This window comes from Curtobacterium sp. BH-2-1-1, assembly GCF_001806325.1.
In the GTDB taxonomy this organism is placed as follows: Bacteria; Actinomycetota; Actinomycetes; order Actinomycetales; family Microbacteriaceae; genus Curtobacterium.
The window spans coordinates 179639-196170 of record NZ_CP017580.1; the positions used below are offsets into that span (position 1 = coordinate 179639).

Annotated in this window: 15 protein-coding genes; 9 read left to right on the forward strand and 6 right to left on the reverse strand. The window is 72.1% G+C overall.

What is annotated here, in order from left to right:
• Window positions 1-165: 165 nt before the first annotated feature.
• Window positions 166-993, reverse strand: a complete 828-nt coding sequence (locus BJK06_RS00775) for an ABC transporter ATP-binding protein (RefSeq protein WP_219810645.1) — start codon at window positions 991-993, stop codon at window positions 166-168.
• Window positions 990-1886 (reverse strand): siderophore-interacting protein, encoded by an 897-nt coding sequence (locus tag BJK06_RS00780; protein WP_258027673.1) that lies wholly within the window; start codon window positions 1884-1886, stop codon window positions 990-992. The genes BJK06_RS00775 and BJK06_RS00780 overlap by 4 nt, the downstream gene beginning before the upstream one ends.
• 65 nt (window positions 1887-1951) lie before the next feature.
• Here BJK06_RS00780 and BJK06_RS00785 point away from each other — a divergent pair, with 65 nt between their 5' ends.
• From BJK06_RS00785 to BJK06_RS00815, 7 genes are all read left to right on the forward strand, one after another.
• Window positions 1952-2899, forward strand: a complete 948-nt coding sequence (locus tag BJK06_RS00785; RefSeq protein ID WP_070416315.1) for an alpha/beta fold hydrolase — start codon at window positions 1952-1954, stop codon at window positions 2897-2899.
• 57 nt (window positions 2900-2956) lie between these two features.
• A complete protein-coding gene (locus BJK06_RS00790) occupies window positions 2957-4492 on the forward strand; it encodes an ABC transporter substrate-binding protein (RefSeq protein WP_070416316.1) in 1536 nt (511 codons plus the stop codon).
• A gap of 37 nt (window positions 4493-4529) precedes the next feature.
• Complete coding sequence (locus BJK06_RS00795; protein WP_070416317.1) at window positions 4530-5483, forward strand: ABC transporter permease; 954 nt, start codon at window positions 4530-4532, stop codon at window positions 5481-5483.
• Window positions 5480-6379: an ABC transporter permease gene (locus tag BJK06_RS00800; RefSeq protein ID WP_070416318.1), complete on the forward strand. Its 900-nt coding sequence runs from the start codon at window positions 5480-5482 to the stop codon at window positions 6377-6379. The genes BJK06_RS00795 and BJK06_RS00800 overlap by 4 nt, the downstream gene beginning before the upstream one ends.
• Window positions 6376-7194 carry an ABC transporter ATP-binding protein gene (locus tag BJK06_RS00805; protein WP_070416319.1) on the forward strand — a complete coding sequence of 273 codons (819 nt, stop codon included), beginning with the start codon at window positions 6376-6378 and terminating at the stop codon, window positions 7192-7194. The genes BJK06_RS00800 and BJK06_RS00805 overlap by 4 nt, the downstream gene beginning before the upstream one ends.
• Window positions 7191-7973 (forward strand): ABC transporter ATP-binding protein, encoded by a 783-nt coding sequence (locus BJK06_RS00810; protein ID WP_070416320.1) that lies wholly within the window; start codon window positions 7191-7193, stop codon window positions 7971-7973. Before BJK06_RS00805 ends, BJK06_RS00810 begins: the two co-directional genes overlap by 4 nt.
• Before the next feature lie 107 nt (window positions 7974-8080).
• The gene (locus tag BJK06_RS00815; RefSeq protein WP_083294954.1) at window positions 8081-9616 is read left to right on the forward strand and encodes a hypothetical protein; all 1536 of its coding nucleotides are present in this window, start codon (window positions 8081-8083) and stop codon (window positions 9614-9616) included.
• Window positions 9617-9668: 52 nt separating this feature from the next.
• On the opposite strand, the gene BJK06_RS00820 is transcribed toward BJK06_RS00815, so the two are convergent.
• From BJK06_RS00820 to BJK06_RS00835, 4 genes are all read right to left on the reverse strand, one after another.
• The gene (locus tag BJK06_RS00820; RefSeq protein ID WP_070416321.1) at window positions 9669-10337 is read right to left on the reverse strand and encodes a ThuA domain-containing protein; all 669 of its coding nucleotides are present in this window, start codon (window positions 10335-10337) and stop codon (window positions 9669-9671) included.
• A complete protein-coding gene (locus tag BJK06_RS00825) occupies window positions 10334-12202 on the reverse strand; it encodes a heparinase II/III family protein (protein ID WP_070416322.1) in 1869 nt (622 codons plus the stop codon). Before BJK06_RS00825 ends, BJK06_RS00820 begins: the two co-directional genes overlap by 4 nt.
• Before the next feature lie 14 nt (window positions 12203-12216).
• Window positions 12217-13200 (reverse strand): hydroxyacid dehydrogenase, encoded by a 984-nt coding sequence (locus tag BJK06_RS00830; RefSeq protein ID WP_070419077.1) that lies wholly within the window; start codon window positions 13198-13200, stop codon window positions 12217-12219.
• A gap of 176 nt (window positions 13201-13376) precedes the next feature.
• Complete coding sequence (locus BJK06_RS00835; protein ID WP_181015122.1) at window positions 13377-14498, reverse strand: substrate-binding domain-containing protein; 1122 nt, start codon at window positions 14496-14498, stop codon at window positions 13377-13379.
• A gap of 120 nt (window positions 14499-14618) precedes the next feature.
• Here BJK06_RS00835 and BJK06_RS00840 point away from each other — a divergent pair, with 120 nt between their 5' ends.
• Together BJK06_RS00840 and BJK06_RS00845 are read left to right on the forward strand one after the other, a co-directional pair.
• Window positions 14619-15602, forward strand: a complete 984-nt coding sequence (locus BJK06_RS00840) for a sugar ABC transporter permease (protein WP_229085653.1) — start codon at window positions 14619-14621, stop codon at window positions 15600-15602.
• Window positions 15599-16492 carry a carbohydrate ABC transporter permease gene (locus BJK06_RS00845; RefSeq protein WP_070416323.1) on the forward strand — a complete coding sequence of 298 codons (894 nt, stop codon included), beginning with the start codon at window positions 15599-15601 and terminating at the stop codon, window positions 16490-16492. The genes BJK06_RS00840 and BJK06_RS00845 overlap by 4 nt, the downstream gene beginning before the upstream one ends.
• The last annotated feature ends 40 nt before the right edge of the window (window positions 16493-16532 follow it).

Below are 16532 nucleotides of genomic sequence, written 5' to 3' on the forward strand. Positions count from 1 at the left end.
GGTCGCACCGCACCGGACGCGCCGCCCCGAGCGGGCAGAATACGTCCGGTTCGGGGCGGGCGAGCGGCAGGTTCCGCCCGGTCGGCAGACGCGAGCAGCGTGTCGTGCCCGCTCGCGGGCGCGCGGCGGCGCGCCCGCGCGCGGCGCCCGCGCCCGCGCAGCGCGTCAGGCCGCGGGGCGCCGCGGCACCACGAGGGGCGTGCCCGTCTCGGGGTCGGCGACGACGACGCACGGCAGCCCGAACACGTCCTCGACGAGGTCGGCCGTCACCACCGACGCCGGCGGCCCCGACGCCACGATCGACCCGTCACGCATCGCGATCACGTGCGTGGCGTACCGCGCCGCCTGGTTGAGGTCGTGCAGCACCGCGACGACCGTCCGACCGGCCGCGTGCAACGCCGAGGCCAGCTCGAGCACGTCGTACTGGTGCGCGATGTCCAGGAACGTGGTGGGCTCGTCGAGCAGGACGATGTCGGTCTCCTGCGCGAGCACCATCGCGATCCACACCCGCTGTCGCTGCCCGCCGGACAGCTCGTCCACGCTGCGGTCGGCGAGCGACACGGTCGACGTCTGCTCGAGCGCGGCCCGCACGGCCCGCCGGTCCGACCCCGACGAGGGGTGCAGCAGGTCCTGGTGCGGGAACCGCCCCCGGGACACCAGGTCGCGCACGGTGATGCCGTCCGGCGCGATCGGGGTCTGCGGGAGCATCCCGACGCGGCGCGCGACGGCCTTCGGGCGGAGGGACGAGATCGGCGACCCGTCGAGGTACACGGTGCCGGCGGTCGGCTTCAGCGTCCGCGCGAACGACTTCAGCAGCGTCGACTTGCCGCAGGCGTTCGGCCCGACGATGACCGTCAGTTCACCGTCCGGGATGTCGACGTCGAGCGCGGACACCACGACCCGGTCGTCGTACGCGAGCGTCAGCCCCCGGGCCCCGAGCGCGGTCGCCGGCACAGTCGACGCAGCCCCGGCACCGCCGACGGATCCGGTCAATTCTCGGCCTTGCCGTGCCGCCAGTACCCCATGAACGCGACCTGCTTCCGGTCGAGCCCGACACCGCGCACGAGGTGCCGGCGGAGTTCCTTGACGCACCCGGCCTCGCCAGCGATCCAGGCGTAGACGGGTCGCGGCTCGTCGCCGGCCGGGATGTCCCAGAGCACCTGCTCGTCGACGTCGACGTCCGCGAGTTCCCCCGCGTCGCCGCACGCCGGCCCCGCCGCGACGGTCGACGCCCAGGCGTGCACCTGGTCGGTCATCCGGACGCCGTGCGAGGCGCCGTTCCGGGCGATCCAGCGGACCTCGACCCCTGCGGGCGCGGACACGGGCAGCCGGTCGGCGTCGGTCGGGACCTCGATGAAGACGTGGCCGACGGTGGCGACGTCGAGCGCCTCGAGGATGGCGCAGATGGCCGGGGCGGCGGTCTCGTCGCCGGCGAGCAGGATCCGGTTCGCGGCGCCGGGGTCGAACTCGGCCGCACCGGTCGGGAGCTCCGCGGGCGACGACGGCACCGCCGGCCCGACGATGCGCAGTTCGTCGCCGACCCGGCACGCCGAGACCCAGCGCGAGGCGGGTCCGGTGTCGCCGTGCGCGACGAAGTCGATGTCGAGCTCACGGGCGTCCGGTCGGAAGGAGCGGACCGTGTAGGTGCGGAGCGGGTTCCGGAACGCGTCGGGCAGGGCACGCCAGGCGCCGTACCAGTCCTCGCCGTCGGGCAGGTCCGTGAAGCCGTGCCCGGGGATCGGCAGCACGATCTTGATGCGCTGGTCGAGGCCGACGGACGAGAACTCGGCGAGGGCGTCGCCCGTCAGGGTCACCCGGACGAAGTGCGGGGTGAGGGACGTGACGGCTGCCACGCGGACGGAGAAGACACGGTACCGGGCTGCCACGACGGCAAGTATGGCATGCCTTACCTAAGAGACCCAAGGGTCCGCACGGTGCGAGGATCGTCCCCGTGCCCGATGCCGACGAAGAATTCGCAGACCTGGCCGACCTCGCCCACGCGAGCGGCGTGACGGCGCCGATGCGCGCCTCCAGGCAGGTGGTCCGCACCACCGACGGACAGGAGATCGCCGCGATCCGCTGGGACACGGCGGACGGCCAGGAGGCGCGGATCACCTACCTGCACGGGCTCGGCATCGACGCCCACAGCTTCGACCAGACCGCGCTCGCCGTCGGCGAGCCGGCGGTCGCCGTGGACCTGCCCGGCCACGGCCGGTCCGGGTGGCGCGACGACGCGGACTACGGGGCCGGCGCGACGGCACCGAGCGTGCTCGCGGCCCTCGACGCGCTCGGGGTCCGGCCGGGGATCGTCGTGGGGCACTCCCTCGGCGCGATCCTCGCCGCCCGGCTCGCAGCGACCGCGCCGGAACGCGTCACCGGACTCGTGCTCGTCGACATGTCACCGGACTTCGCCCAGCGGGCCGTCGACCGGATCGCCCGCGCGCTCGAGGCCGAGGAGCCGTTCACGTCGCTCGAGCAGGTCGTCGACCGCGCCGTGGAGGCCCGCGTCGGCGACGACCGCGCGGTGCTCCTGCGCGAGGCCCGGCACACCACACGTCTCGGTGCCGACGGGCGGCTCGTGCGGCGCCACCACTTCCCGCACCTCCCCGCCGGACGCACCTCGTCGGTGGGGCGGTTCGCGGACGCGTGGCCGGACCTCGAGGCCCTCGACGTCCCGATCCTGCTCGTCCGCGGCGACCGCGGCTACGTGTCACCGAAGCTGCACGCGCAGTTCGCCGAGCGCCTGCCCGACGCCGAGATCGTCACGGTCGAGGCCCGGCACGCCGTGCAGAACCAGGCCCCCCTCGAACTGGCCACGGCGATCCGGGCATGGGCGGAACGTAACGGTTTGTTGCACCGGATCGAAGAACCGTCGCCGGAGCACCCCGGCCGCCGCTAACCTCGTGCAAGCGCGCGCGACGACCGTCGCCACCGCGCCGGAAGGAACCCACCACCCATGAGTCCGCTCCCCGCCCGCAGCACCTCCCGCCTCGGCCGCGCGGCCCTCGCCGCCACCGCGGTGGCCGTCGCCTCGGCCCTCGTGCTGACCGGCTGCTCCGGATCCCCGAACGAGGACGGCGGCACCGACGCCACCGTCCGCGTCGGTCTCGTCCTCGAACCGACGAGCCTCGACATCCGCACGCAGTCCGGTGCCGCACTCGACCAGGTGCTCATCGACAACGTCTACCAGGGGCTCGTCGGCCGCACGGCGGACGGTGACGTCCGCGACGTGCTGGCGTCGAAGCACGAGGTGTCGGACGACGGCCTGACGTACACGTTCACGCTGCGCGACGGCACCACGTTCCAGGACGGCAAGGACGTCACCGCGGCCGACGTCGTCTGGTCGCTGCAGCAGGTCAAGTCGAACGATTCGTACGTCGACTCCGCGCAGCTCGCCAACGTGACGTCGATCACCTCGCCGTCCTCCGGTGTGGTGGAGCTCAAGCTCGCCAAGCCCGACTCCGACCTGCTCTGGAACCTCACGGGGCGCGCAGGTCTGGTACTCGAGAAGGCCGCGAAGAACGACCTGTCGGACACCGCCAACGGCACCGGTCCGTACGAGGTGTCGAGCTGGAAGCAGGGCGACTCCCTCACCTTCGAGCGGAACGCCGACTACTGGGGCACGAAGGCCAAGGTCGCCAAGGTCGTCTTCCGGTACATCACGCAGCCGTCCACCGCGGTGAACGCCATGGCGAACGGCGACCTCGACGTGCAGACCGCCGTCGACGGCACGCTCAAGAGCCAGCTGCAGAACAGCTCGGACATCTCGCTGCACACCGGCAAGACGACCGACAAGTACACGCTCGCGTTCAACGACCAGAAGGCGCCGTTCACCGACAAGCGGGTGCGCCAGGCGATCCGGCAGGCGATCGACGCCAAGGCGATCATCAAGGCGATCGGCGGCACCGGCGTGGAGCAGGGCGGCCCGATCCCCGAGCTCGACCCCGGCTACCAGGACCTCACCGACATCGACGCGTACGACCCCGCGAACGCGAAGAAGCTCCTCGCCGAGGCCGGTCACCCGAAGCTCGACCTCACGCTGACGTTCGCGAACATCTACTCGGCGACGATCGGCGACGTGCTGAAGTCGCAGCTCGCCGACGTCGGCATCACCCTGACGGTCAAGCGCGTCGACTTCGCCACCTGGCTGTCGCAGGTGTTCGAAGCACCGAAGAGCGGCACCCGCGACTTCGACCTGTCGATGGTGAACCACGTCGAGGCGCGCGACTTCGGCAACTGGGCGAACCCGGAGTACTACTTCGGCTACGACAACGCCGAGGTGCAGTCGCTCTACGCCGACTCGGTCGCCGCGACGGACGAAGCCGCCAAGGTCGCCGACCTGCAGAAGGCGGCGCGGATCGTCAGCGAGGACGCCGCCGGCGAGTGGCTCTACACGGCGACGTCGATCACGGCGGTACGGAAGGGCGTCACGGGCTTCCCGTACGACGGCACGAACTCGCGCCTCGACCTGTCGAAGCTCGCCGTCAAGTGAGGCGGGCACGGACCACGGCTCCCGTAGCATCGGTGTCGTGACCCGGTTCCTCATCGGGCGGGTGCTCCTGCTCGTCGTCGGCCTGCTCGTGGCCAGCGTGATCATCTTCGCGACGCTCCGGGTGCTGCCCGGCGACGTGGCGCAGATCGTCGCGGGCACCCAGGCGTCGCCGGCGCAGGTGGCCGAACTGCGCCAGCAGCTCGGGCTCGACCGATCGGTCGTCGTGCAGTACCTCGACTGGATCGGCGGGCTGTTCCGCGGCGACCTCGGGCGGTCCCTCGTCACCGACGGACGGGTCGCACCCGAGATCGCCCAGAAGCTCAGCGTCACGCTGCCGCTCGCGGCCATGTCCCTCGTCGCCGCGCTCGTCATCGGGGTGCCGCTCGGCGTGCTCGCGGCGGTGCTGCGGCGTCGCCCGGGCGGGGCCGTCATCGCCTTCGTGGCGCAGGCGGTCGCGGCGATCCCGATCGTCTGGGCGGGCATGCTCCTCGTGGCGCTGTTCGCCGTCACGCTGCACTGGCTGCCGACGCAGGGCTTCCCGCTCGACGGGTGGGACGAACCCGGTCGGGCGTTCGCCGCGCTCGTGCTGCCCGCGCTGACGATCGGCGCCGTCGAGGGTGCGGTGATCCTGCGCTTCGCCCGCTCGGCGACGCTCGGGGTGCTCGACGCCGACCACGTCCGCACGGCGGCGGCGATCGGCCTCACCCGGACGCAGGCGCTCGTCAAGCACGGGCTCCCGTCGGTGGCGCTGACCGTGCTGGCCGTGCTCGGCGTGCAGATCGCCGGGCTCCTGGTCGGGGCCGTCGTCGTCGAACAGCTCTTCTCGCTCCCCGGCGTCGGGCGCATGCTCGTCACCGACGTGGGGCGCCGTGACATCACGAAGGTGCAGTCGGAGCTGCTCGTGCTCACCGGACTCGTGCTGCTCGTGGGCTTCGCGGTCGACGTCGTGCACCGCACGCTGGACCCCCGACAGCGCGAGGTGTCCGAGTGATCCGCCGCCTCCTCGCCCGGCCGACCGGGGTCTTCGCCGTGGTCGTCCTCGGCCTGCTCGTCGTCCTCGCCGTGGTGTCGCTCGTGTGGACGCCGCAGGACCCCTTCCGCGCCGACCCCTTCCACCAGTGGGAGTCACCGAGCCCCGCGCACTGGTTCGGGACCGACGCCTCCGGCCGGGACATCGCGAGCTACCTGCTCGCCGGCACCCGCACGACCGTGCTCGTCGCGGTGGGCTCCGGCGTGATCGCGAGCGTCGTCGGCATGGTCCTCACCGCGATCGGCTCGCTCACCGCGCGCTGGGTCCGCGAGGGCACCGCCGTCCTGCTCGACATCCTCGTGGCGTTCCCGACCCTCCTCACCGCGATGCTGCTCACCGCGATCGCCGGCGGGTCGCTCGGCGTCGTGATCGTCAGCGTCGGCCTGTCCTTCGGCGTCACGATCGCCCGGGTGGCCCGCGGGGAGATCCGCCGCATCGCCCGCAGCGACTACGTCACCGCCGCGCGGGCGTCGGGCGTGGGCGGTGCCGGGGTGCTGTTCCGCCACCTCGTGCCGAACGCGGCGCCGCTGTTCACCGTGCAGCTCTCGCTCGCGATGGCCACCGCGGTCCTCGCGGAGGCCGGGCTCTCGTACCTCGGGTACGGCGCCGGCTCGAACACGGCCTCGTGGGGCAGCATGCTCGCCGACCTGCAGACGTACATCGGCGTGCACCCCTGGAGCGCCACCTGGCCCGGTGCGGCCATCGCCCTGGTCGTCGCGGCACTGTCGCTGCTCGGCGACGCCGTCCGCGACGCGACGGACCCGCGCCTGACGACGAACGACCGCGCGGCCGGTGGCGGACCCGCGCCCCGCACGCCGGACGACCCGGCCACGACGAGCACGGGGGTGACCGCATGAGCGACGCGACCACTCCGGGCACCGCAGCCTCCGGGCTCGAGGTGCGGGGGTTGACGGTCCGCATCGACCGTCGGACGATCCTCGACGACGTGACGTTCACCGTGCCTCCTGGCCGCCGCGTCGGCGTGATCGGCGCGTCCGGGTCTGGCAAGTCGATGACCTCGCTGGCCCTGATGGGACTCGAGCCGACCGGCGCGACCGTCACCGGCAGCGTCCGGTTGGACGGCACCGAGCTCGTCGGCCTGCCCGACCGCGAGCGCGCCCGCCACCGCGGCGCCGGCATCGGGATGGTCTTCCAGGAACCCGGCACCGCGCTCGACCCGCTCCGCCGGGTCGGCGCGCAGATCGCCGAACCGCTGCGGCTGCACCGCGGACTCGACCGGCGTGCCGCAGCGGCCGCCGCGCTCGACCTCGCCGTCAGCGTGGGGCTGCCGGATCCCGAGTCGCTGCTGCGGCAGTACCCGCACCAGCTCTCGGGTGGGCAGCGGCAGCGGATCTGCATCGCGATGGCGATGGCGGGTCAGCCGTCCTACCTCGTGGCGGACGAACCCACCACGGCGCTCGACGTCACGACCGAGGCCCGGATCCTCGAGCTGTTCGAGGGCCTCACCGCGGGCATGGTCTTCGTCACGCACGACCTCGCGGTGCTCGCCCGGATCGCGGACACGGCCGTCGTGCTCGACGCCGGCCGGGTCGTCGAACACGGGTCGGTCGCAGGACTCCTCGCGGCACCGCAGCACCCCGCGACGGCCGCCCTCGTCGACGCCGCCCGCGCCACCGCCCGTCGTGCCCCTCGGACCGGAGGCTCCGCATGACCGACGTCCTGCACGCCAGCGACCTGCACCGCACTTACCGGCTCCCCCGCCGCGGACCGTTCGAACCCGGGCCCGTCCGGACCGCGGTGGACGGCGTCGACCTGACGGTCGCGCCCGGCGCACGCCTGGGGATCGTCGGCGAGTCCGGATCGGGCAAGTCGACGCTGGTGCGGCTGCTCGCCGGCCTGGAGGCGCCTTCCGCGGGCACCGTGACCGCCTCCGGTCGTCCGGTGGTGGCGTCCGGGTCCGCGGCCGCGATGCGCTGGTTCCGTCGCGAGACCGGGGTGGTCTTCCAGGACCCGTACGCGTCGCTCGACCCGCGGATGCGCGTGGGCGCGATCGTCGCGGAACCGCTGCGGGCGCTCCGGATCGACGGTTCGCACGACGCGCTCGTGCGGGACGTCCTCGCACGCGTCGACCTCACCGCCGACGTCGTCGACCGGTACCCGCACGAGTTCTCCGGCGGCCAACGGCAGCGCATCGCGATCGCCCGGGCCGTCGTGCACTCGCCGCGGATCCTGTTCGGGGACGAGCCGATGAGCGCCCTCGACGTGGTGGTCCGGGCCCGCGTGATCGAGCTGTTCCGGTCGCTCGCGGACGACCTCGGGCTGACGCTGGTGCTGGTGTCGCACGACATCGGCGTGGTGCAGCGGCTGTGCGACACGGTGGCGGTGATGTCCGCGGGGCGGATCGTCGAGCACGGGCCGGTGTCCCTGCTCGATGCGCCGGAGCACCCGGTGACCCGGGCCCTGGTGGAGGCTGCGCCGACGCTGCCGTAGCGCCGGCGATGTGCGACTCCTGTTCGACTGGGCGGGAGTCCTTGCCCACTGTGCGGGACCCTCGGGAGCATCGACGTGCATCGATCGCTTCTCGAAGGGGAGAACGCATGAGCACGTCGAACGACATCACCAGACGGACGGCACTCGGTCTCGGCATCGTCGCCACCGCATCGGCCGCGAGCGGGGTCCTCGGACCAGGGCACGGCCGACCACACCTCGCCGCCACGGTCACGAAGGAGTTCGCGGCCGACACGACCACGCTGCTGAAGAACCCGCTCAACGGCTGGGCGCTGTACGGCTCGTCCACCCCGGCGGCGGACTACTGGACGCAGTACGACGACGTCCCGCTGCCCGACGGCACCACGATCACCGTGTCCGACCACGCCTCGGTGCTGTACATGCGGGTGTCGTGGACGATCCTCGAACCATCAGAGGGCGTCTACGGATGGGACACGAACGCTGCCTTCGCGGGCATCCTCGCCGAGGCCCGCCGTCGGGGACTCCGGCTGGCGTTCCGCGTGGTGGTCGACAGCCGCGACAAGGCGTCGAACTTCACGCCCGACTGGGTGCGGGCCGCGGGTGCCTCCGGGTACGAGACGCAGACCGGCAGCAAGACGGTCTGGTCGCCCTACCCGGACGACCCGGTGTTCCAGGCGAAGTACGCGGCGTTCGTCGCCGCCTTCGCCGCGCAGTACGACGACCCGGAGACGACGGACTTCATCGACGGGTACGGCCTCGGCAAGTGGGGCGAGGGACACTCGATGCTCTACCGGGACGCCGCGAACCGCGAGCCCGTGTTCGACTGGATCATCGACCTGTACCAGCGGCACTTCACCACGGTGCCGCTGGCGCTGAACTACCACCGGATGATCGGCGGCGGGAAGGACTGGGGTGCGCCGGACCCCGAGAGCGAACGGATGCTCGACGGCGCGTACGAGAAGGGGTACGTCCTCCGCCACGACGCCTTCGGGATGACCACCTACTACTCCGACTGGGAGAGGTCGATGGCCGCGAAGTGGCGGTACCGGCGCCCGATCATCATGGAGGGCGGGTGGGTCACCGCCCAGCACGACGTCACGCAGGACCCCCGCGGCTACGAGACGGTCGCCGACGTGCGGCAGGGCGAGTTCGACGACTCCGTCGAGGCCCACGTCAACATGATGGACTTCCGGAACGGCGAGACACTCTCGTGGTTCGCCGCCGAGACCGCCCCGCTCACGCAGCGCTTCGACGCCGAGGGCGGGTACCGGCTCTACCCGTCGAAGGTCGTCGCCCCGGACGCGCTCCGTGCCGGCGGCACCGCTGCGATCACCCACGAGTGGACGAACCTCGGGTGGGGCTTCCTGCCGACGAACCTCCCGGTCTGGAAGCACAAGTACAAGGCCGCGCTCGCGCTGCTCGGGGCGGACGGAACGCCCGTCCGGGTCGTCGTGGACGCGGCGTCCGAGCCCTCGGACTGGCTGCGGGGCACGCCCACCGCGTACTCGTACACGCCGTCGGTCGCTGGCGTCGCCCGCGGCTCCTACCGCTGGGGCGTCGCGATCGTGGACACGACCCGGTCGGACACCCCGGCGATCGCGCTCGCGGCGCAGGGGACGACGACGAACGGCTGGCTCGTCGTCGGGGACGTCACGGTCTCCTGAGCCGTCCTGACCGTTCCGGTTCGCGATCCCCCGCGATCGCGAACCGGAACGGTCACGAGCCGGACTCGATCAGGAATCCCAGCGCCTGTGCGACCAGCCGGCGGTGATCCGGCGAGGCGAACGACGCCCCGGCGTGGCCGAGGCCGTCGTAGACCGTGACGCCGCCGCCCGGACGCTCGTGCACCCAGACCAACGGGTGTCGGACACCGTCGTGCTCGTGGTCGACCAGGACCCGGACCGCCGCCGAGACCCGCTGGTGGGAGTACCGCTCGTCGTCGAGCGAGAAGTCGCCGATGCCCGCCGTGACCGGGTGCTGGTCGTCGACCACGTGCACGGTGCACGGTCCGGACGGCGGGTGCATCGTCGTGCCGCGCACCCACACGCCGCCGAGGGCCCGTTCCCAGTCGTCGTCTCCGGCGAAGGACGTCGACGACACGTGCACGACGAGCATCGGCACGCGGCTCGCGAGCAGCCGACGGAACCCCGGTTCCGCTGCGGGCAACGGCACCGGCAGGCCGTCCCGCGGCAGGCCGAGGTCCACGACCACGAGTGACGGCAGCGGGCCGACCCCGAAGGACTCGAGCGTCCGGTCGACGTCCGACGACGACGACAGCCCGATCCCCACCTGGGCCGCGATCGCCGTCAGCGCCGCGGTCGTCTCGTCGAAGGGGTGCCAGGGGTCCGTCCACCGTCCGACCCCGCCGAGCAGCACCGCACTCACGCGGTGGCCCTCGTGATGCAGACGGTGTGCGACCCCGCGCGGGCGGGCTCGCGTTCGACGAGCAGGACCCGGTGCAGCGCCGCGCCCCAGGCCGCCCGCAGCTTCTCGTCGTCGAGCTCGCGTCGCTCCGTGCGCACCTCGAAGCGCGCGCCGTCGACCGCCACGTGTGCCGGCCCGACGTCCAGACCGCCGGGGGTCCCCACCGGTTCGTGGAGCGTCAACAGCACGAGCGTCATGACGCCCGGTTCCGCGAACGCCCACTCGTCCTGCAGCTCGACGACCTCGGCGGCCCGGTCGAGCGAGGCGATCCGCACCGCGCGCACCAGTCCGGACGCCGCGGGGTACGCCGCGGTCAGGTCCGTGGACAGCGTCGCTCGGTCGCCGTCGTCGGCGAACTCGGTGCCCGTGGCCCGGAACGACTCCCCCTCGTGCTGCTCGACCCCGTTCGGCCACGGCACGCTGTGCCAGCTCGACCGCATGGTCCAGATGCCGTACCGGTGCTCGGGCATGAACGTCTCACGGCGGTACACCCCGACACCGGCGTCCACGACGACGGGTTCGCCGTCGAGCGAGACGATGACGGACCCCGCGTCGTTGTGGTTGTGGCTGACGGCGTTGTGGCCGCCCTTCGCCGACAGGAAGAAGGCGTCGGAGCGGGCAACGGCCACCTCGGTGCCGGGCAGGTACAGCGACGTGGGCATGCCCGGCGCTGCGGGTCCGGCGTCCTGCCACCCCGGTGCCCGGAGCTCGGCGAGGGTGCGGCGGAAGAGCGCTGCGAGCTGCCCGTCGAACCGCAACGCGTGCCGGCGCCCCATCCACCGGGCATGCTGCACGACCTCGTCGTCCCCGACGCGTGCACCGCACCGGGCCAACAGGTGCCAGTTCGCGTTCTCGGGCAGCACCGGCGACCCGTCGGAGTGGTTGACCTGGCGGTGGGCGTCGATCTGCATGCCCATCGGGAACCGTGCCGTGGCGGCCACCGGCTCCACCACGAAGCCGTCGAAGGCCCCGTCGGTGAGCTGCTCGACGAGGTCGAGGGCCTCGAACAGCGTCGCACCGGCCCACCACCAGTAGGTCGCGCCCTCGTCGCAGCTGCCGTCGGCGTCGTACCCGGCCCGGAACCGGTCGAGGATGACGAGCGCGCGGTCGATCGTCGCTCCGAGTCGCTCGGCGTCGGGCTCCACCACGGCAGCACAGACGAGCACGTTCGACACGATCCACGGCGCCCAGTTGTTGGGCGGTCCGTCGACCCCGTGCCAGAAGTACTCCTCGCGTTCCCACGGGTCCAGGACGCGGCGGCGGACCTCGTGGTGCACGTGGGCACGGATGCCCGGCGCGTCGCGTTCGAGCCGCTCACCGGCGATCGCGTCGATCGCCGCCAGCATGCCGCCGACGTACGCGTCCGACAGGTCGAGCACGTCCCGGCCCGGCACCGGCAGGAACGGCCGCTCGCCGCTCTCCGGCAGCGCGTAGTGCGACGGCAGGCACCACGCGCGCAGTTCGCAGATCCGCCAGACCTGGTCGGCGAGGACCGTCGCCCACTCGTCCTCGTCGGTCACCGCGAGCGCGAGCGCGGCCGAAGCGGCCGACTCGAGCAGGTTCCGCTGCGCGCGCTCGTACGGCTGCCGGTCGCCGTCCCGGCTGTAGCGCGCCCAGAGCGAGAGGGTCGGGAAGGCGACCGCGGCGGCGTCGCGACGGTCCCTCGCCACCGCGAGCAGCGCCTCCTGGTCCGCCGTCCCCACGTCGGCCCACGCGGCGCGGTCGGTGACGGGAGGCGCGGGTCGCCACGTCCTCGGTCGGAGCGCCCGGCGGGCGGTCGCGGTGAAGCGGTCGGTGAGGGTCTGGGCGTCGACGGTGACGGTCATGGGGGTTCCAGCGGTCAGGCCTGGACGGCGAAGCCGTCGGGGACGATGGGGTCGGTGAAGGCGCCGGTCGCGGCGAAGGCGATGGTCTCGCGCACCGCGTTCTCGGCGAGCCGGCGGAGCTCGTTGCCGAGTGAGCCCGCGATGTGGGGCGTGATGAAGGTGTTCGGCGTCGAGCGGAGGCGCGCGTCCGGCGGCAGGAGCTCGGGTTCGGTGACGTCGAGCACGGCGGCGAGGTCACCGCGGTCCAGTCGGTCGGCGAGGGCGTCCTGGTCGAGGATCGCGCCACGGGCGGTGTTCACGACGGTGGTCCCCGGGCGGAGCAGGCCGATGACGTGCCGGTCGATCATGCCCCGGGTGGACGGCAGCAGCGGCGCGTGCAGCGTGACGATGTCGCTCGTGACGGCGAGCGTGTCGAGGTCGACCACGGTGACACCGAGCAGCGTGGCCTCGTCGTCGTCGAGGTACGGATCGCTGACGAGCACTCGGACGTCGTGTGCCCGGAGCCGCTCGATCACCGCACGGCCGACGCGGGAGGCACCGACCACGCCGACGGTGATGCCGTGCATACCGACGACCGGCCAGGACCCCTCGACGTCGACGGGCCCGGTGGCGGACCCGAGGGCGGCAGCGGTCGCGAATGCGCGCTTGGCGGCGAGGACGATCATCGCGACCGTGAACTCGGCGACCGGCACGGCGTTCGCAGCGGCGCTCGAGGTCACCGCGATGCCCCGGGACCAGACGTCGTCGTCCACCACGGGTTTCACCGACCCGGCGGAGTGCGCCACGGCGCGCAGCCGCGGCATCCGGTCGAGGCGGCCCGCGTCGAGCTCCGGACTCCCCCACCCGGTCACGAGGACCTCGACCTCGGTGAGGAGCACGGCGTCACGCGGGTCGTCCGGGTCGAGCGGGCGGTCGGCGATGAGCCGGACCGCCTCGGAGGCGTGGAGTGCGGCGAGGTCCCCGTGGTCGAACACCCGCGCGAAGGTCGTCTCCGGCATCACGAACGCGACGGGTACGCGGCCTGTTCCGGGCGGGGGCACGGGTTCGGACACCCGCGGTACGGCGCGGTGCGTGCGGGGGTGTGACGTCATCGTCGGCGGCTCCTCGTAGGCGGTCGGCGATCACCATGCCAGCGCCGCGCGGTGTTCGATGTCAAGAACGGCCGCGCAAACGATCACGAAGCGAACACCGTCGCGACCGAGGACCCGCGCACGCTCAGCGTCGGCGTCAGGGTCATGTGTCGTCGGGCGAACCCGGTCTGCGCCGTGGCGGAGATCCGCTCGAAGCACATCGTCGCCGCGAACCGGCCGACGTCGTTCTTCGGTGGCGCCACCGCGGTGAGCGGGACCCCGGCGAGCGCGGCGACCTCGTCGTCGTAGGCCACCACGGAGAGGTCGCCCGGGATCGTCAGGCCCATCTCGGTGACGGTCTCGACGAACTCCACGGCGTAGTGGTCCGAGTGCACGAACACCGCGGTGGTGCCCGTGTCGATGCAGCGTCGGACGAACGCCCGTGTGGCCTCGCCGACCGCGTGCGTCTCGTCGATCACCTCGACGGGTGCGTCGGTGCCGAGGCCGAGCTGGCGGACGCTGCGCTCGTAGCCGGTACGGAGCTGCGGGGTCGTCGGGGTCTCGAACACGGCCATGCCGATCTTCCGGTGCCCGAGCGAGGCGAGGTGGCGGAGGGCGATCCCGGCCCCGGCGTCGTGGTCGCTCCGGACGGACTCGAGCTGCGTGCCGACGGGTGCCTCGGTGAGGGAGCGCTCGACGACGACCACGGGCATCGGTGCCCGGTCGAGGAGCTCGAGGGTGTCGACGGCATCCGCGACGGTGGTCGTCACGAGGAGCCCGTCGACCCCGGCGGCGATGAGCCGTTCGACCTGCTGTCGTTCGCGGTCCGGGTCGTAGCGGGACACCCCGAGGACGACCCGTCCGCCGAGGGCCTCGGTGCGCTCGGCGACGCCCGCGACGATCTTCGGGAAGTAGTAGCCCGGGTCGGGGACGACGAGTCCGAGGGTGAACAGCGCGCCGGGTTCGGTCGCGGTCCGCGTGGTCGGCTCGGGTCGCGGTGCCGGACGGTGCGGTGCGCCGGCGGTGGGCAGTGTCTCGACCGACACCGCGCCGCCGTGCACACGTCGCACGAGTCCGCGGTCGGCGAGTTCGGACAGGTCGCGGCGCACCGTCATCGCCGAGATCCCTTCGCGCGCGGCGAAGTCCGAGGCGGACAGGCTGCCGTGGACACGGAGTTCGGCCAGGATCCGTTCCTGCCGTCTGGTCGGGCGCATCGTCGCTCCCATGTTCGTTTCGTGTGCGGGTGAATACGCCCGCTTGACCGTCATCATACGGACGTCCCAGGATGACGAAACCGCCACCGGAGGTCCGGCCGCGGACCCCAGCCACGTGAGCAAAGGAGCCACATGAGCGCGACGATGGTCGACCCGGCCACCGAGACGCGGACCCCACGGTCCGACGGCGTCCCGGTGGCCCGCAAGGTCCCGTTCACCGCGAGGTTGCGACGGGACTACCCGCTGCTGATCATGGTCGCGCCGGCGGTGGTCCTGCTCCTGCTGTTCGTGTACGTCCCGATGCTCGGGAACGTGATCGCGTTCATGGACTACCAGCCGTACATCCCGATCGCTCAGAGCCCCTGGGTCGGGTTGTCGAACTTCCAGGTGCTCTTCGCGGACCCGGACTTCTGGCGCGCGACGCTCAACACGCTGGAGATCACGTTCATCCAGCTGGTGCTGTTCTTCCCGGTGCCGATCGCCCTCGCGCTGCTCATCCACTCGCTGGTGTGGCCGTGGCTGCGGGCGACCGTGCAGTCGGTCCTCTACCTGCCGCACTTCCTGTCCTGGGTCATCGTCGTCGGGTTCTTCCAGCAGTCGCTCGGCTCGGGCGGTGTCGTGAACCACGCGCTCCGGCAACTCGACGCCGGCACGATCAGCGTGATGAGCGACCCGTCGACGTTCAAGCTGCTGCTGACGAGCCAGGTGATCTGGAAGGACGCCGGCTGGGGGACGATCATCTTCCTCGCGGCCCTCGCGGCGATCGACGACAACCTGTACGAGGCCGCCGCGATCGACGGCTCGGGTGCGTGGAGCCGGTTCTGGCACGTGACGCTGCCCGGCATCCGGCCGATCATCGTGCTGCTGCTCATCCTGCGGCTCGGCGAGGCGCTGTCCGTCGGCTTCGAGCAGATCATCCTGCAACGGAACGCCGTGGGGGCCGATGCCGCCGAAGTGCTCGACACCTACGTCTACTACCACGGCGTCGTCGACGGCAACTGGTCCACGGGCATCGCCGTCGGCCTGATCAAGGGCCTCGTCGGGTTCGTCCTCATCATGGCGGCGAACAAGGCCGCCCACATGCTCGGTGAGCAGGGAGTGTATTCGCGATCATGAGCACCATCGTCCGTCCGGTCTGGGCCGGGAAGCCCAAGCCCGTCGTCCTCGCGCTGAAGGCCGTCGCGATCGTCCTGATCCTCGCGGTGGTGCTGTTCCCGTTCCTCATCGTCTTCTCGACGAGCGTGTCGAGCCAGGCCGACGTCACGGCCGCCGGCGGCTACGTCGTCTGGCCGCGGTCCTTCGACCTCTCCGCCTACGTGCAGATCCTGTCCGGCGGGGTCGTCACCCGCGCCGTGGTGGTCACGCTCCTGGTGACGATCGTCGGCACGGCGATCAGCCTCGCGTCGACCGTCCTCGCCGCCTGGGCGCTCAGCCGGCAGGGATCGCTCTTCCAGCGGCCGCTGCTGACGTTCGTCCTCATCACGTTCCTGTTCGCGCCGGGGATGATCCCGCTCTACCTGATGGTCAAGCAGCTCGGGCTCCTCGACAACTACTGGGCGCTGATCCTGCCGAGCGCGTTCAGCGTGTTCAACATGGTCGTCGTCCGCGGCTTCATGATGAGCATCCCGCAGGAGCTCATCGACAGCGCGAAGATCGACGGCGCCGGCGAGTTCCGCGTCCTCTGGCAGATGGTGCTGCCGCTGTCGCGCGCGGTGATCGCCGTCGTCGGGCTGTTCTACGCGGTCGGGTACTGGAACGCGTTCTTCAACGCCCTGCTCTACCTGTCGGACTCGACGAAGTGGACGCTCCAGCTGGTGCTCCGGACGTACGTGCTGCAGGGATCGAGCCTGGTGTCCGGCGCCGGGTCGGACGCGACCATGCAGCCGCCGGCGGAGTCGATCCAGATGGCGGTGGTGATGATCGCGATCATCCCGATCCTCGCCGCCTACCCGCTCGTCCAGCGCCACCTCACCAAGGGCGTCCTGACCGGCGCCGTCAAGGGCTGACGCGGCCCCGCCGAACCACCCTCCACCGAACGCTTCAAGG

Bases quoted from the DNA above. Each gene is read 5' to 3' on its own strand.
- BJK06_RS00790 (WP_070416316.1), top strand. From the start codon at position 2,957: ATGAGTCCGCTCCCCGCCCGCAGCACCTCCCGCCTCGGCCGCGCGGCC.
- BJK06_RS00810 (WP_070416320.1), top strand. From the start codon at position 7,191: ATGACCGACGTCCTGCACGCCAGCGACCTGCACCGCACTTACCGGCTC.
- BJK06_RS00845 (WP_070416323.1), top strand. From the start codon at position 15,599: ATGAGCACCATCGTCCGTCCGGTCTGGGCCGGGAAGCCCAAGCCCGTC.
- BJK06_RS00830 (WP_070419077.1), bottom strand. From the start codon at position 13,200: ATGCCGGAGACGACCTTCGCGCGGGTGTTCGACCACGGGGACCTCGCC.
- BJK06_RS00815 (WP_083294954.1), top strand. From the start codon at position 8,081: ATGAGCACGTCGAACGACATCACCAGACGGACGGCACTCGGTCTCGGC.
- BJK06_RS00835 (WP_181015122.1), bottom strand. From the start codon at position 14,498: ATGGGAGCGACGATGCGCCCGACCAGACGGCAGGAACGGATCCTGGCC.
- BJK06_RS00805 (WP_070416319.1), top strand. From the start codon at position 6,376: ATGAGCGACGCGACCACTCCGGGCACCGCAGCCTCCGGGCTCGAGGTG.
- BJK06_RS00825 (WP_070416322.1), bottom strand. From the start codon at position 12,202: ATGACCGTCACCGTCGACGCCCAGACCCTCACCGACCGCTTCACCGCG.
- BJK06_RS00840 (WP_229085653.1), top strand. From the start codon at position 14,619: ATGAGCGCGACGATGGTCGACCCGGCCACCGAGACGCGGACCCCACGG.